Raw genomic sequence first — 24,926 nt, forward strand, 5'->3', positions numbered from 1 at the left:
CCCATGCGAAACGCGCCTTTGTTTTCCGTCGATTATCTGGGGTTCAAGGCCCTGGCCATCGGCTACACCCTTGCAATCCCCCTGTCCCACGGGCTTCTGCCGCGCGGCTGGGTCTGGGGCATTGCCTGGGTCTTTCTGGCGCTGATGCTGATCCCCTACCCTGTTACCGCTTGGCGCATGGGACAGGGTCTGAGGGCGGAGGTGGTCGTGGCCGCAACCCTACTGGTCCTTGCCACCCTTGGGCTGATCCTGACCCCTTGGGCCGTGATCGCCGCCATCGCGGGCCACGGCCTTTGGGATAGTGTCAAACATCGCGGCCACGGGGTGCCTTTCTTTGGCTGGTATCTATCCGGTTGCGCCCTGATCGATTTCACCTATGCAGCGGCCCTGACGGTACACCTATTGGGGACACAGCCATGACAATCCAACTTCTTGACGGCGGCATGGGCCAAGAACTGATCCGCATGTCAGACGACGACCCGACCCCCCTGTGGTCCACCCAGGTGATGATGGATCACCCCGAATACGTGCGCCACGTCCACGACGCCTATTTCGGGGCAGGCGCTCAGATCGCCACCACCAACACCTATGCCATCCACCACGACCGGCTGGCCCATGCAGGAGCCAGCGAGCAATTCACGATCCTGCATCAAACCGCCTGCGCCATAGCCGTGGCCGCGCGCGATGCCCATGGGTCGGGGTTGGTGGCGGGGTCCATGGGGCCGCTCTACGCCTCTTACCGCCCGGACCTGACACTGCCCGTGGCCGAGGCGTCCGAACTCTACGCTGAAATCGCCGCCCTGCATGGCATGTTCGTGGACCTGCACATCATCGAAACCGCATCGTCCGTAACGGCCGCCCAAGGGGCGTTGGCCGGATGCAAGTCCAGTGACAAACCCGTTTGGCTGGCCGTGTCCGTGGATGACGAGGACGGGACCAAGCTGCGCTCCGGTGAGCCGATCGAAGACATCCTGAAACTCGAAGGATACGCCGCACTGCTGATCAATTGTTCCCGCCCCGAGGCCGTGACGGACGGGCTGCGCGCCCTGCGGTGGGCGCCCGTGCCCATCGGCGGCTACGCCAATGGGTTCACCCACATCGCGGATGGGTTCAAGACCGACAACCCCACCGTTGATGCGCTGACCGCGCGCCAAGACCTGGGGCCCCTGGACTACCTGGCCTACACCACCCAATGGGCGGACCTCGGGGCGACCATCATCGGCGGCTGCTGCGAGGTGGGACCAGACCACATCCGCACCCTGGCCGAACACTTCCACCCGACCGAACCCGCCTCTTCATTGGGTTGAAAATACCCCAACCCGCCCCCGCAACCGGCCACGCCGCCAGACCATAGGACACCGCCATGCCCACACCACCCAAACACGCCCGCGTCGTTATCATCGGTGGTGGGGTCATCGGCTGTTCCGTGGCCTACCACTTGGCCAAGCTGGGCTGGACGGATGTGGTCCTGCTGGAACGCAAACAGCTGACCAGTGGCACCACATGGCACGCCGCGGGCTTGATCGCCCAGCTGCGCGCCACCCAGAACATGACACGGCTGGCCAAGTACTCCCAAGAACTCTACGGCGGGCTGGAGGCTGAGACCGGCGTGGCCACGGGCTTCAAGCGGGTGGGCTCCATCACCGTGGCCCTGACCGAGGCCCGGCGCGAGGAAATCCTGCGCCAAGCCTCCATGGCGCGGGCCTTCGGCGTGGACGTGGACGCGATCACGCCCGATGAGGTCAAGGCAATGTACCCGCACCTGGAAGTGGGCGATGTGACCCAAGGCGTCTACCTGCCCAAGGACGGCCAGGGGGACCCGGCCAACATCGCACTGGCCTTGGCCAAGGGTGCGCGCCAGAACGGGGCCCAGGTCATCGAACAGACCCTTGTGACGGGCGTGGCCCGCAACGGGCGGCGCATCACGGGCGTGGATTGGCAACAGGGAACGGAGACAGGCCACATCACTTGCGACACGGTGGTCAACTGTGGTGGCATGTGGGGGCACCAGGTGGGGCGGATGCTGGGCACCAACGTGCCGCTGCACGCCTGCGAACACTTCTACATCGTGACCGAGGCGATCGAGGGCATGACCCAACTGCCCGTTCTGCGGGTCCCCGACGAATGCGCCTATTACAAGGAAGATGCAGGCAAAATCCTGCTCGGCGCGTTCGAGCCCCACGCCAAACCCTGGGCCATGGACGGTATCCCCAAGGACTTCGAGTTCGACCAACTGCCCGAGGATTTCGACCATTTCGAGCCGATCCTGGAGGCCGCCTGCAACCGCATGCCCCTGCTGGCCGAGGCGGGTATCCACACCTTCTTCAACGGGCCAGAGTCCTTCACACCCGACGACGCTTACCACCTGGGCCAAGCGCCCGAGATGGACAATGCCTGGGTGGCGGCCGGCTTCAACTCCATTGGCATCCAGTCGGCGGGGGGCGCGGGCATGGCCCTGTCCCAATGGATGGATGCGGGCGAGAAACCCTTTGATCTGGGGGATGTGGACATCGCCCGGATGCAGCCCTTTCAGGGCAACAAGACCTACCTTTATGAACGCTCCAAGGAAACGCTGGGCCTGCTTTACGCCGACCACTTCCCCTACCTGCAAAAGCGCACCGCACGGGGCGTGCGCCGTACGCCGTTTCACCAGCACCTGCTGGACCGGGGCGCCGTGATGGGTGAGCTTGCGGGCTGGGAGCGCGCGAATTGGTTCGCCAATCCGGGCCAGACACCGGCCTACGAATACGCTTGGACCCGGCAGAACTTCTTTGACAACGTGGCGGCCGAACATGCCGCCGTGCGGACGAACGTGGGCCTTTATGACATGTCGTCCTTCGGGAAAATCCGGGTCGAGGGGCCGGATGCCGAGGAATTCCTGAACTACGTCGCGGGGGGCAACTATTCGGTGCCCGTGGGCAAGATCGTCTACAGCCAATTCCTCAACAGCCGTGCGGGGATCGAGGCGGATGTGACCATCACGCGCCTGTCGGACACCGCCTATATGGTCGTCACCCCCGCCGCCACGCGCCTGGCCGATCAGACGTGGCTGCAACGCCACGTGGGCGACCGGCGGGTGGTGGTCACGGATGTCACGGCGGGCGAAGGGGTGCTGGCGGTCATGGGGCCACGGTCGCGCGAGCTATTGCAAAGGGTCTCACCCAACGATTTCAGCAACGAAGCCAACCCCTTCGGCACCACCCAAGAGATTGAGATCGGCATGGGGCTGGCCCGCGTTCACCGCGTCACCTACGTGGGCGAACTGGGCTGGGAGGTGTACGTCAGCACCGACCAAGCCGCCCATGTGTTCGAAACCCTGACCGAGGCCGGGGCCGAAATGGATCTGAAATTGTGTGGCATGCACATGATGGATACCTGCCGGATAGAAAAGGGCTTTCGCCACTTCGGCCATGACATCAGTGCCGAGGATCACGTGATGGAGGCGGGATTGGGCTTTGCCGTGGCCAAGGACAAAGCCGACTATATCGGGCGCGACGCCGTGCGGCGCAAACAGGATGAAGGGCTGCAAAACCGCCTTTTGCAGTTCCGCCTGACCGATCCCGAGCCGCTGCTGTACCACGCCGAACCGATCCTGCGGGATGGAGAGGTCGTTGGCTACCTGTCTTCGGGCGCTTACGGGCACCACTTGGGCGCAGCCATGGGGCTGGGCTATGTGCCCTGCGTCGGCGAGACGGCTGCCGATCTCTTGGCCTCAAGCTACGAGATCGAGGTGGCGGGCACCCGCGTCAAGGCCGAGGCAAGCCTGAAACCAATGTACGACCCCAAGTCCGAGCGAGTGAAAGCCTAGCGAGGCGGTGGGACAAGTCCCACCCTACCCGTAGGGCGGGATTTATCCCGCCTGCCCCGCGCCGCAGGCCATGACAGCGCGCGCGGTCATAACCGTGACCAAATGCGCACGATACGCCGCCGACCCGTGCATGTCTGCGATCATATCAGCGTCCGGCGCGGCCAACCCAGCGATGGCTGCGGCGCTGAAGTCCGCGGACAAGGCCGCCTCCGCCTCGACCCAGCGGAACACTCCATCGCTGGACGCACCGGTTACAGCGACCCGTACCCCGTCCACGAACTTGGCCACGAAGACGCCCACCAGGGCAAACCGCGATGCGGGCTGGACGAACTTTTGGTAGTTCGACACTTCTGGCACGGGAAACTTCACCTCTGTGATGAACTCCCCCTCTTCCAGATCCGTTGTGAACATGCCCTGAAAGAAATCATCCGCCGCGATCTCGCGCGATTGCGTCACCACCGTTGCCCCCGCCCCCAGCACCGCCGCCGGATAGCAGGCCGACGGATCGTTGTTCGCCACCGACCCACCGATGGTGCCCCGATTGCGGACCGCCGGGTCCCCGATATGCGCCGCCAACCCGGCCAGTCCGGGGAACCGATCCGCGACCTCGCGCGCGACGGTGGCATGGGTCGTCGCCCCACCGATGCAAATGCGCCCCGCATCATCCGTGCACATGCCCTGCATCTCTGCGATGCCGGCCAGCGACACCAGCACGTCGGCCTGTGCCAAACGCTGCTTCATGGTGGGGATCAGGGTCTGACCGCCCCCAAGGGCCTGGGCCTCGTCACTGGCCAGCGCCTTTGCCGCTTCGGCAATCGTTTTCGGTCGTTCCAGATCAAATGCGTACATTCACCCATCTCCGCTTACCCAACTTCCTTGGGCCAAAACACCTGCCAATGCCGGCCCATGCGCGGCACCTCAGGCCAAGACGCGGGACCGGGAAAAGGTGGGGGTGCGGCTCCTCCCTTCCGCGACCCCCGGGGATGTGGGCACCTCGGCACCCACCCCTACTCTGACCGCCTATTCGGCAGCCACCGCCGCCACATCCTGGCCCGAGGCCGCAAGGATGGCTTTGACGATGTTGTGATACCCGGTGCAGCGGCAAATGTTGCCTTCCAGATAAGTCCGGATTTCCGCTTCGGTGGGTTTGGGTGTCTCTTTCAAAAGGGCCGCCGCCGACATGACCATGCCGGGGGTACAAAACCCGCATTGCAGGCCGTGGTACTGCTGAAACGCGGCTTGGATCGGGGCCAGAGTACCGTCCGCCCCCGCCATGCCTTCGATGGTGGTGACCTCTGCGCCCTCCGCCTCCATGGCAAACATGGCACAGGCTTTCACAGCCATGCCGTTCACGTGCACAGTGCAGGCGCCGCATTGGCTGGTATCGCAGCCCACGTGGGTGCCGGTCAGATGCAGTCCTTCGCGCAGAAACTCGACCAGTAGGGTACGTCCCTCGGCCTGGGCCGAGACTGCGCGTCCGTTCACGGTCATTGAAACTGTGCTCATACACCCCTCCCTGTTGCGCAAAGTCTAAACACGTCCGAAAGGGTTTGAGAACCAAAAAATCGCGTGATACCCCACTTTGCTTACCCTTGGGGCAAGTCAGTCCGCCGCGCGCGGGCGGGGGCGGTCGGGGATCTCTTTCAGCAGCCCACCGACGCCCATTTGAATGATGTCTTCGCGCGTGACGTCCAACCCGCAGCAGACCCGCTCCAGCACCCAATCCGCCCCGTTCAGCGCGGGCGAGCGTGCACACCCCGGCAGGCCGATCACGGGCCGCCCCTTGTGTTTGGCGAGGAAGAGCAGGTTCCCGGGGTCCACGGGCATCCCGAAATGTGTGATCTCGCCCCCGGCCCTGCGCACCCCCGCAGGCCCGGTGTCGCGGATATCGCAGGTGGCAGAGGCGGTCAGCAGAAAGACCACATCAACGCCCGACACGCAGAGCGCCTGTGCAATCGCAGCCTCATCGTGGGCGACGTCGAGGGTTTGGGTCAGCGTCACACCCAAGCGCGCCAGCCGCTGCTGCAACGCCGCGCGGCCCTTGGGGTTGGGGGTTTGACCGGGGTGATGGGTCTCGATCAACGCGGCCTTTTGGGCCATCGCAGCCCGTATGGACAGGGTCGGCGATCTTGCCCCCTCGGGGTGCGACGGTGCCAAGACAGTGGCGGCCAGATCCACGGACGACGCTGCAACCCCGTAAGAGATGATCTTGATCGTGGCCACCATCTCCCCCGTCCCCACCCGGCGCAAGGGGGGCAAGGTGGCCAAGGTGATCATCGGGTCGATCGCGTTCGCCGCGTGGATCACCTGCGCCTCCAGCATGACCAAGCCCGGCCTGTCCGCGATGATATTGACCCGGCCTGTGGAGGCTGCGCTGGCCCGCAACCCTTGCCGCGATTGATCCACCACAAGCGCGTCCGCCAGCCTTTGGGCGGCAATGTTCTCCTCTATATCGCCGGTCTCAAGCTGCGCGACGGTGACCTGCGTCATACCTTCGGCCTGCATCGCGGCGATGTCGCCAGCCTCCAACACCCGCCCCTTGCGCAACCGCAAGGAGGGCAGACTATGGGCCAGAATTGCACCCATGGCCTCGGCCACTGGAACGGGTCCGAACCTCATGGGCGGCGCAGCTTTTGGGTGACGGCCGCCAGCACCGCCACCGCAATCTCAGCCGGAGTTTTCGCCCCGATGTCCAGACCCACCGGCGCGTCCAGCCGCGCGATATCCTCGGGGGCAAAGCCCGCCTCGGTCAAACGCGCGACCCGTTTGGCATGGGTGCGGGTGGACCCGAGGCAGCCGATGTAGAACGCCTGCGACCTCAGGGCCGTGACCAGGGCCGGATCATCGATCTTGGGATCATGGGTCAGGGTGACGACGGCGGTGCGGGCATCAAGGGCCAGCCCCGCCAGCGCCGCATCCGGCCAGTCGTGGGACAGGTCCGTGCCCGGGAACCGCGCCGCGCTGGCAAAGGCCGCACGCGGGTCCACTACGGTCACGGCATAACCCGCCAGCCGCGCCATGGGCACAAGGGCTTGCGCAATGTGCACAGCCCCCACGACCACCATGCGCAAAGGGGGATTGAACAGCGTGACAAACAGGCCGCTGTCCACGAACCCACTGCGATCGGCGCGAAAGCGGTCGCTGTAGGCGTCCGGGGCGGCCACGCGGGTGACCCCTGTCTCGGTGTCCGTCTCAAGCGCCACGGGGGCTGCCTTGGCGCGTGCCGCCGCCACGGCCTGTAGGGCGGGATTTATCCCGCCGCCCCCTTGCACCAGCACCCGGATCCGCCCGCCACAGGCCAGGCCCACGGCAAAGGCCTCGTCATCGCTGACCCCGAACTCCAACACCCTGTGCCCGCCGCCGTCCATCAGCTCCAGCGCTTCGGCCACCACCGCGCCTTCGACACAGCCGCCCGAGACGGAGCCGACCAACTCTGCGTCCTCGGAAACGGCCAACAGGCTACCCACCGGGCGCGGGGCCGACCCCCATGTCTCGATCACCGTGGCCAGAGCCGTCCCTTTGCCTGCCTCGGCCCATGCCAAGATAGCCTCTATCGGATCGTCCATCGTTCCCCCTTCCGCCGCGCACAGATGTAAATGTGCGCAACCGGACCCTGCTTTTGTCGCTCTGTGACAACTTAGGGCCGCATCCTCCGCTACGGTATACCCAAAGGCCATGGGAGACTTGAAATCATGAAAACGCAAGCGCGTGTTGTTGTCATCGGGGGCGGGGTCGTCGGGTGTTCAGTGCTGTACCATCTGGCCAAGGGCGGTTGGACCGACGTTCTGTTGCTGGAACGGTCCGAACTGACCAGCGGGTCCACGTGGCACGCGGCGGGCGGGTGCCACACGATCAACGGTGATCCGAACGTGGCCAAGCTGCAAAAGTACACCATCGAGCTGTACAAGGAGATCGAGGAGCTGTCGGGCCAATCCACCGGATTCCACATGACCGGCGGGGTGATGCTGGCCTCTACCCCCGAACGCTTCGACTGGCTGAAGTCCACCGCTGCCAAGGGACGTTATCAAGATATCGAGGCCGAGGTCATCACCCCCGAGGAAGCGCACGCCATCATGCCCCTGCTGGACCCCAGCCAATTCGTGGGCGCGCTGAAAACGGTGGTGGACGGGCACCTCGACCCCTCGGGCGTGACATGGGCCTATGCCAAATCTGCCAAAAAGCTTGGCGCAGACTTTGAACAACACTGCAAGGTCGAAGAAATCCTGCGCGCGCCCCAGGGCGGTTGGATCGTCAAGACCAACAAGGGCAATGTGGCCTGTGATCACGTGGTGAATGCAGGCGGCCTCTGGGCGCGCGAGGTGGGGCGCATGGTCGGGCTGGAACTGCCCGTGCTGGCCATGGAACACATGTACCTGATCACCGAGGACATGCCCGAGGTGGCCGAAATCAACGCCGCCACCGGCACCGAAGTGGTCCACGCCGTCGACTTCGATGGAGAGTTGTACCTGCGCCAGGAACGCGGCGGGATGCTGATGGGAACCTACGAGAAGGCCTGCGTGCCCTGGTCCGAACGCAGCACCCCTTGGGATTTCGGCCACGAGCTGTTGCAGCCCGACATCGACCGGATCGCGCCCTCCCTTGAGGTGGGTTTTGAGCACTTCCCCGCCTTTGCCAACGCCGGGATCAAACAGATCATCAACGGTCCCTTCACCTTCGCCCCCGATGGCAACCCGCTGATCGGCCCCATTCGCGGGATGCCGGGGATGTGGTCGGCCTGTGGTGTGATGGCGGGGTTCAGCCAGGGGGGCGGCGTGGGCCTGACACTGGCCAATTGGATCATACAGGGCGACCCGGGCTACGATGTCTTTGCCATGGATGTCGCCCGTTATGGCGACTGGGCGACGATGTCCTACACCAACCCAAAGGTGCAGGAAAACTACGCCCGCCGGTTCAGCATCAAGTTCCCCAACGAAGAACTGCCCGCCGCCCGACCCTTCAAAACCACCCCGATCTACGACAAGCTGTTGGGTATGGGCGCGCAGATGGGCGACAGCTGGGGCCTAGAGGCACCGCTGTGGTTCAGCCCCGATGGCACCACGGACGAATTCAGCTGGCGCCGGTCCACCGACTTTGACCACGTAGGCGCCGAGGTGAAGGCCTGTCGCACGGGCGTCGGCATCATGGAAATCTCGGGCTTTTCCAAGTTTTCTGTCAAAGGCCCCGGCGCGCGCGACTGGCTGGACCGGGTCTTTGCCTGCAAAGTGCCCCACCCCGGGCGCATGACCCTAGCCCCCATGCTGAAAGAGGACGGCAAGATCATCGGCGACCTGTCCCTGGGCTGCCTGGCCGAAGATGACTATTTTCTGGCCGGATCGGGCATGGCCGAGGTCTACTACATGCGCTGGTTCGAACAGCACCTGCCCGATGACGGATCTGTCAGCGTGGAAAGTATCGGCCTTGGCATGTGCGGCCTGTCCATCGCTGGCCCCAAATCGCGCGAGCTGCTGCAACGGGTGTGCGGCGATGACGTGTCCAATGCCGCCTTCAAGTTCATGGCCATCAAGCCCATGGACGTCGGAATGGCCCCCGCAATCGTGGGCCGGGTCAGCTTTACCGGGGATCTGGGCTATGAGATCTGGATGAAGCCCGAGTACCAGCGCCACATCTTTGACCGCTTGATGGCCGAGGGGGCCGACCTTGGGATCACACCCTTTGGCCTGCGCGCGCTCAATGCCATGCGGTTGGAGAAGAACTTTGGCGGCTGGGGCCGCGAATACCGCCCCATCTACGGTGTCATGGAAACCGCCATGGATCGCTTCGTCGCCTTCGACAAGCCCGCCGATTTCATCGGCAAAGCTGCGGCACAGGCGGAACGGGCCGAGGGCGGTGCGCTGCGCCTGAAATCCTTTGTGCTAGAGGCCAAGGACGCCGATGTGATCGGGGACGAACCGATCTGGCTGGACGGTGCGGTTGTGGGCTGGGTCACCTCGGGCGGGTATGCGCATCACACCGGAGCCTCCGTCGCCATGGGCTATGTGCCCCGCGAACACTCCGGAGCCGAGGGCGCGTGGGAGATCGAGTTGTTGGGGGAACGATTGCCCGCGCGCTTGCAACATGCGCCATTGTTTGATGCCAATGCCGAACGGATGCGCGGCTAGGTCAACCTGCCAAGGGGGCCGGTCGTGCGGGGCATCGAGCCCCGCACGACCGGATGAGAGGCGCTGCCTCTCAAACTCTCCGGGAGTATTTGTGACCCAATGAAGGAGGGGGTGTGCACAGTTTGAGTATAGTTGTTTTAGCGGCTGGCGCGTCCTCACGCATGGGGGGGCGGACAAACTGTTGGAGGATGTGGGCGGCATGCCCTTGGTGTTGCGCCATGTGCGGGCGGCCTGTCGTTCGTGTTCGGACGTGGTTGTGGTTTTGCCCAATTCGGATCGGGCGCGGCGGGCGTGGTTGTCAGATACGGCGGCGCGGGTGGTCCATGTGGACGTGCACGCCATGGGGGCCAGTATTGCGACGGGCGTGGCGGCCTGCACCACGGATCACGTGTTGATCACACTGGCAGATATGCCGGATTTGGAGGCTGGTGACTTCGAGGCGGTGATTGCCGCCAGTGCAGCGCACCCCGGGCGTATTGTGCAAGCCACGGCGGCGGATGGCCGACCGGGCCAGCCGGTGGTGTTTCCCCGGGCGCTGTATCCGCAGTTGATGTGCCTGTCCGGTGACAGGGGGCAAAACACCTGATCGCAGACGCGGTCCACTGCCCCCTGCCCGGCACGCGTGCCTTGGTGGATCTGGACACGCCGGAGGCTTGGGCCGCGTGGCGCGCGCGGCGTTAGAGGACGCCTGTCGCCTCGCACTTTTCGTTGCGGGCGTAGAGCCACAGGAGCAGCGACAGGGCCACGCTGCCCCCCATGATCGCCACACCGATCCAGCCTGTGACCGACTGCATCGGCGGTGTGACGATCACCAGCAGACCAGCTGTCAGGGCGATGTTGGTAAGAAAGGCAAAGCCCAGCGACCAGACCGCCACGCGCGATCCGAACAGCAGGGCGATCCCGCCGATCAGGGCGAAGACTGCCTGCGCGCCCCATACACCATCCAACCATGCAGGCATGGCGGCGAACCACGCCTGTTGATCGGGTGTGAAAAGTTGCAGGTACAGGGGCACCTTGTATTGCGCCATGACGTAATCTGCGGTCAGGATCACGCCGAGAGCGCTGCCCAAAAGGCCCATGAAGTATAAGTGCCAACGGTCCATTATCTGCTCCTCCGCGCTTTGACCCAGCATAGGTGCTGCGGCGGCGGGATGCCAGTTAACTGAACAGAATTTCGACTTCGCGGCGTTTCAGGGACCGGCGGGCGGGGCCTGCGGAGGGCACGGGACGATCTGGGAACATGGCAGCCATTTCAAGGTTTTGCGCCGTAGAGATCGGGCGACCGGCCGTATCGCAGGGCTGGAAGCTTTCGGTCCAGATGCCGTCGCACAGGATCACCTCGTGGTGATCGAACTGGATCTGGACGTAGGTAATGTCAGTCATGGGCTCGACCACGTCGATCCCGTCCAACATCGTGAGGTGTTTGGCGGGCACTAGGACCTCGCGGTCCTCAAAGTAGGCTTCGGTCTTTTCGTTGCAGATCAGAACACGTTGTTCGGGGGACACCAGCATATCCGCCTCCGGCAAGCCTTTGCCGAGCGCACCCTTCGCGATCATTACAGGTTTCAGCGCCCCTTTGTCGGCCCAATCGGAGGCGGTCAGAACGCAGGTCCCAACCCAGCGGACGGTCTGCATACCGTTGTCGCGGGTGATGACGCGATCGCCAACCTCCAGCGCTTCAATCAGCCGTTCGCCCTGGGGCGTTGCAACCTTCGTACCTTTGGAAAAACTGGGCATATGCGCCTTTAGACCGACTTCCCAAGCGGGAGTGTAACCAACAGTGGACGTAACCTGAGCGCACATGACCATGCACCTTTCACTCTACAGGCCCCCACCTGCACGAACGGTGTACCGCAAAACATGCCCGATACGCGACTTATTTCTGTCAAAGCTGTTAATTTTCGCCCGATTTCTGCCATGATCCACGGCGCGCAGAAACAATCATACCCGGCGGATCGTGGCGTTGCCGGGTCGGAAACGTCAGGCGGATGCCTCGAATCAAAAGGGGGCGCAGACAATAGCCCACGCCCCCTTTAAGGGTGAACACCCCGGACCGATCACTCGGCCCGGGGGTATCCCAGCTGCATATTACTTAAACAGAAGTTCCACTTCGTGCTTCTTCAGGGCGCGGCGCGCGGCGGTATAGGCCTCGCGGCCCTCCGTTTCGGCCAGTTCTGGGAACAGGGCAAAGATCTCTTCGCGCTGCGCATTCCCCAGACCCTTGAGGCTGTAGTCACCGGGCTGGAAGCTTTCGGTCCAGGCGCCATCGGACAAGACCACCTCGTGGTTGTCGAACATGACGTGGATGTAGGTGACATCCGCATCCGCTTCGACAATCTCGACGCCGTCCAGACCCAGCAGGTGCTTGGCCGCGACCAGAACCTCGCGTTCCTCGAAGTAGAGGGAGGTCTTGTCGTTGGACACCAACACACGGTGCTGTGGCGAGACGATCAGATCCCGTTCCGGCAGGCCGTGGCCCAGAGCGCCTTGGGCGATCTTGATGGCCCGCAGGATAGGCTGCGCGGACAGGTCCTTGGCGGACAGTTCCTTGCGGCCCACCCAGCGGATCACCTGAATGCCGTTGTCGCGGGTGATGACCCGGTCGCCGACCGTCAGGGTTGCCACGTCCACTTCGCCCTTCGGTGTCGCAATCAGCGTCCCGGGGGTGAAGCAGGGCACGACAGTCTCGATATCCGCGAAGGTCATGGTGGTGCCGTCGTTGAAGGTCACCACACCGTCTTCTTGGCTGGCCGAGGTGTAGGTGATGAAGTCCACTCCTGCCCCGGTCAGATCGAGCGTATCCTGATCAACCCCGCCAGAGCCACCGTCGACCACGTCGCCTGTGGTACCGCCGAGGATCAGGTCCTGATCATCGCCGCCGTCGATGATATCCATACCGTCGCCGCCGGTGATGGTGTCATCGCCGGCCTTGCCGAACAGGCTGTCATCGTCAGCGCCGCCGTCGATCAGGTCCGCGTCGCCATCACCCATGATGGTGTCGTCGCCGGCCCCGCCGGACAGATCGTCCACTTGGCCGTCACCGTTTATGCCAGCGGTGTTCGAGAACAGGGAGTCGTCGCCAGTCCCACCTTCGATGGTATCAGCACCGGCCCCGCCGAACACGGTGTCCGACCCTTCGCCGCCTTCGACCACATCATCGCCCGCTTGGCCAAGGATACGGTCGTCGCCTGTGCCACCGTCAATGACGTCATCTCCGGTTCCGGCGTTGATCGTATCGTCCCCGCCTTTACCAGTCAGGTCATCGTCACCAGTGCCACCGACCAGCGCATCGGCATCGTTGTCACCCATCAGGGTGTCATCGCCCGCGCCACCGTTCAGCGTATCCACAGACCCATCTGCGGCCATGCTCGGATCGTTGGAATACAGCAGGTCATTGCCGTCTTCACCGAAGATTTGATCCGCGCCTGTGCCGCCGTCGACCGTGTCTTCGCCCAATCCGGCAAAGACAGTGTCATTCCCTTCATTGGCTTCGATGCTGTCGTCGTTGGACCCCAGATCACCCGAGATGCCGCCAAGCGCGTCGTTGTTGTCAACGAAGTCGCCCTCTGGATCGCCGGTGTAGTTGACGTCGATCAGGTCATTGCCAGCCGTGCCATCAACGATCCCGTCAGGTTCCACAAGATCGCCAAGGATGGTCTCGATTTCCGTAAAGGTCATCGAACCCGTGACATTGCCGTTGCCATCAAGGAACTGGATCGTACCGGAGGTGGAGTTTCCGTCCGCATCCGTGGTTTCACCCACGATTTGGAAGGGCCCGAACCCGGTCAGGTCCAAGGTGTCCGCGTCCAGCCCGCCAGAGCCGCCGTCAACCACATCGCCAGCGTTGCCGCCCACGATCAGGTCAGCGTCGTCGCCGCCAGAGATTTCGTCAGCACCCATGCCACCCGTCAGACGGTCGCCGCCAGCGCCACCCAGCAAGGTGTCGTTACCAAAGCCGCCTTCCAGCGTGTCACTTTCGGTGCCGCCATCCAGAACGTCGTTGCCAGTGCCCCCTTTCAGGGTGTCTTCGCCTTGGCCACCGATCAGGCTGTCGTTGCCAGACCCACCTTCGATGCTGTCCTCGTCGATGCCACCGTCGATGGTGTCGTCGCCGGCATCCCCGAACAGGGTGTCGTCGTCGTCTTGACCAAAGATCACGTCATCGCCGTCGCCGCCGAACACAAGGTCAGTGCCGTTGTCGAGGACCGGATCAATCGCATCCAGCGCATCGAGGATCGCAGGGTCGAAGCCTGGGGGCAGCAGCGGGTTGTTGGGATCGATACCGGCGTAGATGGTGTCGTTGCCGACGCCGCCTTCGATGGTGTCAGACCCTTCGCCGCCTTCGAGGAAGTCGTCGCCCTCGTTGCCCTGTACGCTGTCGTCGTCGAAGCCTGCGCGGACCGTATCGTCGCCCACGCCTGCGATGATCGTGTCATCGTCGTCGCCGGTCGAGATGCTGTCGTCGCCAGCGCCGCCGTCCACAAAGTCCAGGTCATTGCCGGGCAGCGGATCGGGCGCAAAGAGACCCGGGTAGCCGCGATCCGGAGTGCCAAAGACGCCCGACGTGATGGTGTCGTTGCCGTCACCGCCGTCGATGGTGTCGTTGCCAACCTCGGCCTCGATCTCGTCGTTGCCGTCACCGCCATCAACCAGATCGTCACCGGACCCGGACAGGATCGTATCGTTGCCCGTGCCGCCGTCGACTTCATCATCACCGGAGCCGGTCAGGATGTCGTCGTTGCCGCTGCCACCGTCGACGCTGTCATCACCAGCCCCGCCAGAGATCTCGTCGTTGTCGGCCCCACCGTCGATGGTGTCGTCGCCGTCACCCGCGCTGATGCTGTCGTCGCCGTCTTTGCCCAGCAGGGTGTCTTGACCGTCGCCGCCGTTCAGGCTGTCGGCGTCGTTGTCACCCATCAGGTTGTCGTTGCCGACGCCACCGATCAGGGTGTCCACTTCGCCGTCCGACGCCATGGTGCTGTCGTTGGAGAACAGGGTGTCATCACCCAGGCCCCCAAAGATGCTGTCAGCCCCATCATCACCTTGCAGGATATCGTCGCCCTGGTTGCCCTGGATCGAGTCGTCCCCAGTGCCACCGGACACAGTGTCGTTGCCTTGGCCGGCGATGACGGTGTCGTCGCCTTCGTTGGCTTCGATGCTGTCCTCGTTGGTCCCCGGCGTGCCCGAGGGCCCGCCAAGCGCGTCGTTGTTGTCAACGAAGTCGCCATCCGGGTCATCGTCGTAGTTGACGTCGATCACATCGTCGCCGGTGGTCCCGTCCACGATCCCGTCAGGCTGTACCTGATCGCCCAGGATAACCTCGATCTCGGCAAAGGTCATGGAGCCTGTGACGTTGCCATTGGCATCCAGGAACTCGATGGTGCCAGAGGTCGAGTTGCCATCCGCATCGGTGGTCTCGCCCACGATCTGGAACGGGCCAAAGCCGGTCAGGTCCAGCGTATCGATGTCCAGACCGCCGTCGCCGCCGTCCACATCGTCCCCATCGGTGCCGCCGAGGATCAGGTCGGCGTCATCGCCGGCCTCGATCGTGTCAGCGCCCGTGCCGCCGGTGATGGTGTCGGTGCCCTCACCGCCCTGGATGAAGTCATCGCCAGACCCTCCGTCGACACTATCGTCCCCGGATGGACCGTTTGCGTTCGTCGACCCGGCGTTGATGGTGTCGTCACCGGCACCGCCAAAGATCGTGTCGCTGTCCACACCGGCCCAGATGTCGTCGTTCCCGGCGCCACCTTCGATGTAGTCATCCCCTTGGCTGGCCTCGATCGTGTCGTTGCCATCGTTGCCAAAGATGCTGTCATCCCCAGAGCCGGAGGCGATCAGGTCATTGCCGTCATTGCCCTCGATGGTGTCGGCCCCTGCACCGGAATTGATGGTGTCGTTGCCGTCCTTGCCAAAGATGTCGTCAGCCCCGTTTCCGCCAAGGATGCTGTCTGCATCATTGTCGCCCATCAGGACATCGTCGCCATCGCCACCGTTGAGGGTGTCGATTTCGCCATCGGCCACCATAGACGGATCGTTGGAGAAGATGGTGTCGTTGCCTTCGCCACCGAACAGGGTATCCGCTCCGGTGCCGCCCTCGATGCTGTCGTCGCCGCTGCCACCGTCCACAGTGTCATCGTCGTCGCCGGCCAGAACGGTGTCGTCCCCGCCGCCTGCAACAATGCTGTCATCGTTGGATCCAGGATCTCCGATCCCGTTGGTGGCGTCGTTGTTATCAACGAAGTCCCCATCCGGATCACCTGTGTAGGTGTCGTCGATCAGATCGCCGTCATTGGTGCCTTCGACAATGCCGTCAGATTGGGTCGGATCGCCCAAGATCACCTCGATCTCGTGGAACTCCATCTCGCCGGTGACATTGCCGTTGGCATCGAGGAACTGCACCGTACCAGAAGTGGAGTTGCCATCGGGGTCCGTCGTCTCGTTTACGATCTGGAAGTCGCCCAGACCCGTCAGGTCCAGCGTATCGCTGTCATTGCCGCCAGAACCGCCGTCGACGACGTCACCGTTGTTACCGCCGATGATCAGGTCGGCATCGTCGCCACCTTTGACCACGTCCGCACCGGCACCACCGATCAGAGTGTCGTTGCCGTCGTTGCCGTAGATACGGTCATCGCCGGTGCCGCCATCCACACTGTCATTGCCAGTGCCTGCGTCGGTTTTGTCGTTGCCGCTGCCGAGGGTGATGGTGTCGTTGCCCGACCCACCGTGGACTGCGTCATCATCCGCGCCAGCGTCGATCAGATCGTTGCCAGCGCCGCCGGAAATCTCGTCGGACCCGGTGCCGCCAGTGATCGTGTCATCGCCGTCTTTGCCAGCGATGCCATCGTTGCCAGCGCCGCCGATCAAAACGTCTGCGTCGTTGTCACCCATCAGGATGTCATTGCCCGCACCGCCGTCCAGCGTGTCGACGGAACCATCGGCGACCATGCTTGGATCGTTGGAGAACAGCTGATCATTGCCGTCTTCGCCAAGGATGCTGTCCGCACCAGTGCCGCCTTCGACGGTGTCATCCCCGTCACCGGCCAGAACATCGTCATCACCGCCAAAGGCAAGGATGCTGTCGTCGTCAGACCCGGGATCACCGATCCCGTTGGTGGCGTCGTTGTTATCTACGAAGTCTCCATCTGGATCGCCCGCGTAGTTCACGTCAATGACATCATCATTGTCCGTGCCCTCGACGATACCGTCGCTGCCGGGGTCCACAGGCGTACCAAGGATCGTCTCGATCTCGGTAAAGGTGAAGGTGCCGGTGATGTTGCCGTTTGCATCCAGCAGGTTCACCGTTCCGGAGGTCGAGTTCCCATCAGGGTCCGTCGTCTGGTTCACGATCTCGAAGTCGCCAACACCGGTCAGGTCCAGCGTATCGTTGTCGTTGCCGCCGGATCCGCCGTCCACGGTGTCCCCATCGGTGCCACCCACGATCAGGTCGGCGTCATTGCCACCCATGATCATGTCCGCGCCTTCACCACCGATGATGGTGTCGTTACCGGCCTCACCCTTCAGCTGGTCGTTGCCGCCTTCGCCTTCGATCAGGTCATTGCCGTTGCCGCCATGGACCCAGTCGTTGTCTGCGCCAGCAAAGATCGTGTCGTTCCCGTCGAAGCCCTTCAGCTCGTCGTTCCCGTCCTTGCCTTTGATCAGGTCGTCGCCGTCGTTGCCGTACAGGAAGTCACGATCGTTGTCGCCAACAAGGGTGTCATCCCCGGCACCGCCGCTGACGTAGTCAATCTCGCCATCGGCCTCCATGGCGAAGTTGTTGGAGTAGATGATGTCGTCACCATCTTCACCAAAGAGGGAGTCACGCCCGGTCCCACCGGTGATCGTGTCGTTCGCATCGCCAGCGCGCACACTGTCATTGCCTGCGCCTGCTTCGATGCTGTCCTCGTTGGAGTTCACGGTGCCAGAGGCGCCCCCAAGGGCGTCATTGTTGTCGACCATGTCGCCATCTGGATCGCCGGTGTAGTTGACGTCGATGGTGTCATTGCCGCTGGTGCCTTCGACGATCCCGTCCTGCGTGGGCGCGCCGCCAAAGGGCTTGCCAAGGATGGTTTCGATTTCAGCAAAGGTGAAGGTCTGGCCGGTTGGATTGCCGTTGGCATCCAGCAGACGCACGGTGCCAGAGGTGGAATCCCCGTCCGCATCGGTGGTCTGACCAATGATATCAAAGTTGCCGATCCCGGTCAGGTCCAAGGTATCTTGGTCCACGCCGCCGGTGCCACCGTCAATGGCATTGCCCGCAAAGCCGCCAATGATCAGGTCGGCATCATCCTCACCCGCAACCATGTCGTTGCCCGTGGTGGCCACGATTGTGTCATTGCCGTCGCCGCCTTTGACTTGGTCGTTCGAGTTGCTGCCATACAGCAGGTCGTCGCCGTCCATGCCCTTGACCCAGTCCCCGTTGGAACTGTTTTCGCCTGCAAAGATGGTGTCGTCGCCGCTACCGCCGTTGATCTCGTTGTGGACACCACCACCGCCGAACAGCAAGTCGTCGCCGTCGTTGCCGTAGATCCAGTCGCCGTTCACGCCGCTCAGGATCGTATCGTCCCCGGTGCCGCCATAGACGTTGCCCAGCACGTCGCCAGACGTGATACCGTTGCCAGTGTGGATGATATCATCACCCGCGTCACCGTAAATCGTATCCGTGCCCGAACCACCGTCGATGGTGTCGTTTGCATCGCCCGCATAGATGGTGTCGCGCCCGGCCCCGGCCTCGATGCTGTCCTCATTGGAATTCAAGGTGCCCGACTGGCCCCCTTCCGCATCGTGGTTGTCCACCCGGTCCCCATCGGGGTCACCAGTGTAGGCCGCGTTGATCAGGTTGTTGCCTGCGGTGCCCTGAACAATGCCGTCCAACGTGTCACCCACGGGCTGGCCCAGGATCACCTCGATTTCCGAGAAGGTGAAGGTGCCCGCAACGGTCCCGTTGGGGTTCAACACCTGGATCGTGCCAGAGGTGGAGTCGCCATCGGCATCCGTGGTCTGATTCAGCATATTGTAGTTGAACCCGGACAGGTCCAGCGTGTCTTCATCGTTGCCGCCTGTGCCGCCGTCGATGACATCGCCCACGCCTGCGCCCACGAACAGGTCGGCGTCATTGCCACCCTGCATGGTGTCGCTGCCGCCGGTGTAAACACCGTCTTGGTAGCCTGCGTAGAACACGTCGTTCCCAGCACCACCCTGGGCCAGGTCGTCGCCCGCGCCCAGAACCAGCAGGTCGTTGCCGCCATTGCCGATCAGGTGGTCGTCGCCGATGCCACCGTCCACAGTGTCATCGCCGTCGCCGCCTTCGACAAGGTCGTTGCCGGTCTGACCGAACAACAGGTCATCCCCGTCTTCGCCCCAGACAGAGTCGTTGCCCGACCCGGCGGTGACCGTATCGTCGCCAGCCCCTGCGGTGACGTAGTCGTCATTGGACCCGTTGACGCCGTTAAAGCCATTGGCCGCTGTCTGGATGTGGTCTTCGCAGTCGATCATGTCCCCTTCGGGGTCACCCATGTAGCTGCCGCTGATGTAGTCGTTGCCGCCATGACCCTCGACAATGCCGTTCAGGCCGGGGCCCACGGGCAGACCGAGGATCGTCTCGATCTCGGAGAAGGTGAAGGTGCTGACCACCTGACCTTGAGCATTTAGGATATTCACGGTGCCCGAGGTGCTGTCGCCGTCGGCATCCGTGGTTTCGTTGACGATGGCGAAGTTCCCCAGACCCGTCAGGTCCAGCGTATCCTGATCGTTGCCACCGGTGCCCCCGTCGATGACGTCGCCATGGGTGCCCCCGATGATTAGGTCGCGGTCGTCTTCGCCCAAGATCGTGTCGGCGCCGCTGCCGCCTTCGAGGGTGTCGTTCCCGTCACCACCGGTCATGCTGTCGTTGCCCGACCCGCCGTCCAGCACGTCCCAGCCATCGAAGCCGTCCATGGTGTCATTGCCTGACCCGCCTTCCAGCGTGTCGTGACCAAAACCACCGTTCATGTGATCGTCGCCGCCCTTGCCTTGCAACAGGTCGTCGTCGTTACCGCCCAGCATGACGTCAGCGTCATGGTCGCCCATCAGGACGTCATCGCCGTCGCCGCCCACAAGATAGTCCACCGTCCAATCGCTGTTCATTGTCTGATCGTTGGCCAGCAGGGTGTCATTCCCGTCGCCGCCATACAGGTCGTCGGCCCCGGTGCCGCCGACCAAAAGGTCGTTGCCCTCTTCGCCATAGACCGTGTCGTTGCCCGTGCCACCGTCCACCGTGTCATCGGCCAGACCTGCAAGGACCGTGTCGTTGCCCGCACCGGCCTCGATGCTGTCCTCGTTGGACCCTTGGGTGCCGGACACGCCGCCAAGGGCGTCGTTGTTGTCAACCATGTCCCCATCGGGGTCACCGGTGTAGTTCACGTCGATCAGATCGCCCCCGGCGGTGCCGTCAACGATACCATCCAAGTTACCGCCCGGGTTGGTGGGCGTGCCGAGGATCGCTTCGATCTCGGTGAAGGTGAAGGTGCTGACGATCTGGCCCTGCGCATTGAGGATGTTGATCGTGCCAGAGGTGGAGTTCTGGTCCGCGTCGGTCGTCTGGCTTGCGATGTTCCAGAACGGAACGCCTGTCAGATCCAGAATGTCGTGGTCGTTGCCGCCCGCGCCCCCGTTGATCACGTCACCGTGGGTGCCGCCGATGAAGGTATCGGCATCGTTGCCACCGTTCATCGTATCCGCACCTGCGCCACCATTAAAGATGTCGTTGCCGGATCCGCCTGCCATGGAGTCGTTGCCGTCGCCACCGATCAAAAGATCGTTGCCGGAATTGCCGATGATGTGATCATCGCCCGCATCGCCAGACAGGGTGTCGCTGCCGTTGCCACCCTCGACGAGGTCATTCCCGGCCCCACCGTGCAGCGAGTCATTGCCGTCTTCCCCCCAGATGGAGTCGTCGCCGTCACCGGCCAACACCGTGTCATTGCCACCGCCCGCGGTGATGTAGTCATCGTTGCTGTTCGGCGTGCCTTGGAACCCGTTGCCCGTGGACTGCACGTGATCATTGGCGTCAATCATGTCGCCATCGGGATCACCGGTGTAGTTCACGTCGATCAGATCGCCGCCCGCTGTGCCCTCGACCACACCGTCGAGGTTGTTACCGGGGTTCACAGGGGTCCCGAGGATTTCTTCAATCTCTACGAATGTGAACGTACCGGTGATGTTTCCATTGCCATCCAGAAGGTTGATCGTGCCAGAGGTGGAGTTACCGTCCGCGTCTGTGGTCTGGCTTACAATTTCGAAATCGCCAACACCCGTCAGGTCAAGCACGTCGTGATCAGTGCCAGCCGACCCGCCGTCGATTACATTCCCGTCAAATGCGCCAATGATCAGGTCGGAATCGGCCTCACCCATAATGACCGTGTCGTTGACGCTCGCGTGGATCGTGTCGTCTCCAGAGCCGCCCTTTATCATATCGTCATTGGTGCCGCCGAACAACAGGTCGTCGCCGCTGCCACCGATGACCCATTCACCTTGACCGGTTGTGTTGCCCGCAATGATCGTGTCGTCGCCAGCACCACCGATCAGCTCGTTATGCGTCCCGTCACCACCGACGATCGAATCGTCGCCGTCGCCGCCGAGAAGGATGTCGCCAGCTGCGCCACCGATCAGGGTGTCATTGCCATCGTCCCCATAGATCCAGTTAAACGTATCACCGTTGTCATCTTGTTGCCCGGCATAGATCAGGTCATCTCCGTCGCCGCCGCGCACGGTGTCTTTGCCATCACCTGCATCAACAGTGTCGTTACCCGCACCCGCAAGCACGGAGTCGTTGCCTGCACCAGCCTCGATGCTGTCGTCGTTGGACCCGACCGCACCCGAAGCACCGCCCAGGGCATCGTTGTTGTCGACCATGTCTCCTTCGGGATCACCGGTATAGTTGACGTCGATGGTGTCATTGCCAGACGTCCCTTCCACAATCCCGTCCAACACGGGGTTCGGGTTTGTCGGCGTGCCCAGGATCGTTTCAATCTCGGTAAAGCTGAAGGTGCTTGTGATCTGCCCCTGCGCGTTCAGGATATTGATCGTGCCAGAGGTCGAATCCCCATCCGCATCAGTTGTTTGGCTTGCAATGTTCCAGAAGGGCACGCCGGTCATGTCCAGTGTGTCGTGGTCATTGCCGAAGGTGCCGCCATCGATCACGTCGCCGTGGGTGCCACCAATGAAGGTATCGGCATCGTTGCCACCGATCATCGTGTCGGCACCTGCGCCACCGATGAACACATCGTCCCCGGTGCCGCCAGACATCGAATCCGCGCCCGTACCGCCGACCAGCACATCATGGCCGCTGTTGCCGATGATGGTGTCGTTGCCGCTGTCCCCCATCAGGGTGTCATTGCCGTTGCCGCCTTCGACCAGGTCATTGCCCGTGCCGCCGGACAGCTCGTCGTTGCCATCCTCGCCCCAGATGGAGTCATTGCCCGCGCCCGCAATCACAGTGTCGTCGCCAGCACCTGCGGTAATGTAGTCGTCATTGGACCCCACCACACCGGTAAATCCGTTGCCCGCAGACTGCACATGGTCGTTGGCATCGATGCAGTCCCCATCGGGATCGCCGTTGTAGTTGGCGTCGATCAGATCGCCACCTGCGGTACCTTCGACCACACCATCAAGGGCGGGGGTGGGCACAAACGGAGTGCCGATGATCTGCTCGATCTCCGAGAACACAAAGGTGCCGGTGATGTTGCCGTTGGCATCCAGCAGGTTGACCGTCCCCGAAGTGGAGTTGCCGTCGTTGTCGGTCGTCTGATTGACGATCTGGAAGTTGCCCACACCGGACAGGTCCAGCACGTCGTGATCATTGCCACCCGCGCCGCCCATCAGGTTGTCCCCATCGGACCCACCGACGATGGTGTCCGCATCATCCCCGGCCCAGACGGTATCCGCCCCGGCACCACCAATGATCAAGTCGTTGCCGGCACCTGCTTCCAGTTCGTCGTCACCATCACCGCCCACAAGAGTGTCGTTGCCCTGCTCGGCGTTGATGAAGTCGTCCCCGTCGCCGCCGGTCAGGCTATCGTTGCCCGTGCCGCCGGACATGACGTCATGGCCCGCGCCCCCGTCAACCGTGTCATCGCCCGCGCCGCCGCTCAGGCTGTCGTTACCCTCTTGCCCCAGCAGCGTGTCGTTGCCGCTGTCGGCCGAGATGGAATCGCTACCAGCGCCGCCCTCGCTCAGGTCGTCGCCGTGGCCGCCCCAAAGGCTGTCGTTGCCGTCTTCGCCGTAAAGGGTGTCATTGTCCTCTCCGCCATAGATCTCGTCGTTGCCAGACCCGCCATACAAGAGGTCATCGTCGTCACCGCCGATAACTGTGTCATGGCCGGTGCCGCCGTAAACCGAGTCGTCGCCTGCGTCGCCGTCCAGATCGTCGTTGCCGTCCTGACCCAGGATCAGGTCGTCGCCATCCACACCAAACACAGTGTCATCGCCCGACCCTGCGTCGACGGTATCGTTGCCCGCGCCCGCATAGACATAGTCATCACCGGCACCCGCTTGAATGCTGTCATCATTGGATCCGATCGCACCCGAGGCTCCGCCAAGGGCGTCATTGTTGTCGACCATGTCTCCATCGGGATCACCGGTGTAACCAAGGCCTATGATGTCATTGCCGGACGAACCCTCAACTATGCCGTCCAAGCCGCCACCGCCAACGGGGCCTGCGGCAGGAATGATGACCGGCAAATTTGCGTTGTTTACAGGCAATTGAAGCCCGGTAGCCGCTGCGAGCTTCTCCGCCTGCGCGTCGGACAGGGCAAAGACCAGGTTGTCAACGGACCCCGAGCCCTTCAGGGTCACGTCCATTTTCACCACATCTTCGGCTTTCAACGGAACTTCGATCGCACCGTTATCGTTCGTCTTGGCCTCGATCACAGTCGTTTTGCCATCGGCGCCGTACAACGTGATCTGCGCGCCCTCTTCGACGTCAAACAATGTGATCGATGTAGGGTTTGTCGCTTGTTCGAACGTAAACGAAAGGGTGCCACCGCCTGCATTGTCGTCAGGGTCTGTCTTGTCGCCGTCCTCGGACAGGATCAGCACCTTACCCAATGTGTCGGACGCAAGGTCCGTATCACCGCCGGTTGGATTGGCCGTATCAAAGATCATCGGCGGATTGCGCCCGGACCCTTCGACCGAGATACCCAAGACGCTGTATTGATCCTTGATGATCTCGCCAGTTGGCACATCGTTGAAGTCGATTGCTACGAAAGTGGTCATTGGTAAGGTCTCCTATGCCGCGCCGTGGCGCGCAGGCCGCGCGGCATTTCGGCTGTGATCGTTAAAACTAGGGGGAACCGCATCGCCTGTACGAAAGCGCACACCGGCTGGCGCGGCCCAAAAGGCCGAGGTCAGTGTCAGTTGTTCAGATTTAAGGCGCATATTGCGGTCCTTTGATTGGTTCACAAACCCTTTCAAAGGACGACACCTAGAGGACACACGCGGACGCACACGCCGAGATCCATGTGCTCAAAACGAGCATACTCTTCCACACCGCCACGATAAAGCAGCGCGCAGACGCACGGATTTCGTCACTGCACACAGATGTGCAGTGCGAGTGTGCGGCCGCCCCCGTGGCCTACAGACATCGCCCCCCAGTTGGGCTTGATAGTTAGATACAGGACTCCGTCACACCGGACAAAGGTCTTTTTAGACAGGTTTTTCCCCCGCCCCATTGTCGCGGCAAGGATGCGGCAGAATTGGACAAGGCACACAGACGATGATGCCTCGACTGTTCTTCAAATTGAAAACAATCGCGCTCAAGGGCCCGCCCTGCGTGAGCGCCAACGCCCTACAAACCCCTAGAATTCATCGTTTATTAACCTTTGGTTGCAGAGGTCGCGAAATACTCGCCCGAGGCCATTGTTTCACCATTAGAAACAGTCGCCCCGATTTTGTCCAAGTTTCGCCACAGGTCATCGGAACGGTATGTTTCCGCCTAGGCGACAGTCGTTGCAGGAATATCT

12 protein-coding genes are annotated in these 24,926 nt (G+C 62.7%); 5 read left to right on the forward strand and 7 right to left on the reverse strand.

Annotated features, from left to right (window positions below):
* Positions 1-3: 3 nt before the first annotated feature.
* From ACZ1G0_RS10135 to ACZ1G0_RS10145, 3 genes are read left to right on the forward strand one after another with little or no spacing between them, the layout of a single operon-like run.
* Positions 4-420 carry a hypothetical protein gene (locus ACZ1G0_RS10135; RefSeq protein WP_472736834.1) on the forward strand — a complete coding sequence of 139 codons (417 nt, stop codon included), beginning with the start codon at positions 4-6 and terminating at the stop codon, positions 418-420.
* Complete coding sequence (locus ACZ1G0_RS10140) at positions 417-1,307, forward strand: homocysteine S-methyltransferase family protein (RefSeq protein ID WP_472736835.1); 891 nt, start codon at positions 417-419, stop codon at positions 1,305-1,307. Before ACZ1G0_RS10135 ends, ACZ1G0_RS10140 begins: the two co-directional genes overlap by 4 nt.
* Positions 1,308-1,363: 56 nt before the next feature.
* Positions 1,364-3,808 (forward strand): GcvT family protein, encoded by a 2,445-nt coding sequence (locus ACZ1G0_RS10145; protein WP_472736836.1) that lies wholly within the window; start codon positions 1,364-1,366, stop codon positions 3,806-3,808.
* 42 nt (positions 3,809-3,850) lie between these two features.
* Here the strand turns inward: ACZ1G0_RS10145 and ACZ1G0_RS10150 are convergent, their stop codons facing one another.
* The 4 genes from ACZ1G0_RS10150 to ACZ1G0_RS10165 form a co-directional block, all read right to left on the reverse strand.
* Positions 3,851-4,657 carry an FAD binding domain-containing protein gene (locus ACZ1G0_RS10150; RefSeq protein WP_472736837.1) on the reverse strand — a complete coding sequence of 269 codons (807 nt, stop codon included), beginning with the start codon at positions 4,655-4,657 and terminating at the stop codon, positions 3,851-3,853.
* A 171-nt stretch (positions 4,658-4,828) separates the two neighbouring features.
* Positions 4,829-5,314, reverse strand: coding sequence for a (2Fe-2S)-binding protein (locus ACZ1G0_RS10155; protein ID WP_472736838.1), 486 nt, complete (start codon positions 5,312-5,314; stop codon positions 4,829-4,831).
* A gap of 96 nt (positions 5,315-5,410) precedes the next feature.
* On the reverse strand, positions 5,411-6,427 hold the full coding sequence (locus tag ACZ1G0_RS10160; protein WP_472736839.1) for a molybdopterin-binding protein: 1,017 nt from the start codon (positions 6,425-6,427) through the stop codon (positions 5,411-5,413).
* On the reverse strand, positions 6,424-7,374 hold the full coding sequence (locus ACZ1G0_RS10165; RefSeq protein WP_472736840.1) for an XdhC family protein: 951 nt from the start codon (positions 7,372-7,374) through the stop codon (positions 6,424-6,426). Before ACZ1G0_RS10165 ends, ACZ1G0_RS10160 begins: the two co-directional genes overlap by 4 nt.
* 126 nt (positions 7,375-7,500) lie before the next feature.
* On the opposite strand from ACZ1G0_RS10165, the gene ACZ1G0_RS10170 reads away from it, so the two are divergent.
* Positions 7,501-9,927, forward strand: a complete 2,427-nt coding sequence (locus ACZ1G0_RS10170; RefSeq protein ID WP_472736841.1) for a GcvT family protein — start codon at positions 7,501-7,503, stop codon at positions 9,925-9,927.
* A gap of 199 nt (positions 9,928-10,126) precedes the next feature.
* On the forward strand, positions 10,127-10,513 hold the full coding sequence (locus ACZ1G0_RS10175) for a nucleotidyltransferase family protein (RefSeq protein WP_472736842.1): 387 nt from the start codon (positions 10,127-10,129) through the stop codon (positions 10,511-10,513).
* Positions 10,514-10,604: 91 nt separating this feature from the next.
* Here the strand turns inward: ACZ1G0_RS10175 and ACZ1G0_RS10180 are convergent, their stop codons facing one another.
* The 3 genes from ACZ1G0_RS10180 to ACZ1G0_RS10190 all read right to left on the reverse strand — a co-directional run bounded on the left by ACZ1G0_RS10180 (position 10,605) and on the right by ACZ1G0_RS10190 (position 24,180).
* Positions 10,605-11,030: a hypothetical protein gene (locus ACZ1G0_RS10180; protein ID WP_472736843.1), complete on the reverse strand. Its 426-nt coding sequence runs from the start codon at positions 11,028-11,030 to the stop codon at positions 10,605-10,607.
* 55 nt (positions 11,031-11,085) lie between these two features.
* Positions 11,086-11,664: a Hint domain-containing protein gene (locus tag ACZ1G0_RS10185; protein ID WP_472736844.1), complete on the reverse strand. Its 579-nt coding sequence runs from the start codon at positions 11,662-11,664 to the stop codon at positions 11,086-11,088.
* 351 nt (positions 11,665-12,015) lie between these two features.
* On the reverse strand, positions 12,016-24,180 hold the full coding sequence (locus tag ACZ1G0_RS10190) for a Hint domain-containing protein (protein ID WP_472736845.1): 12,165 nt from the start codon (positions 24,178-24,180) through the stop codon (positions 12,016-12,018).
* Positions 24,181-24,926: the final 746 nt, after the last annotated feature.

The sequence above is a fragment of the Thalassobacter sp. HA4-2 genome (genome assembly GCF_055693705.1).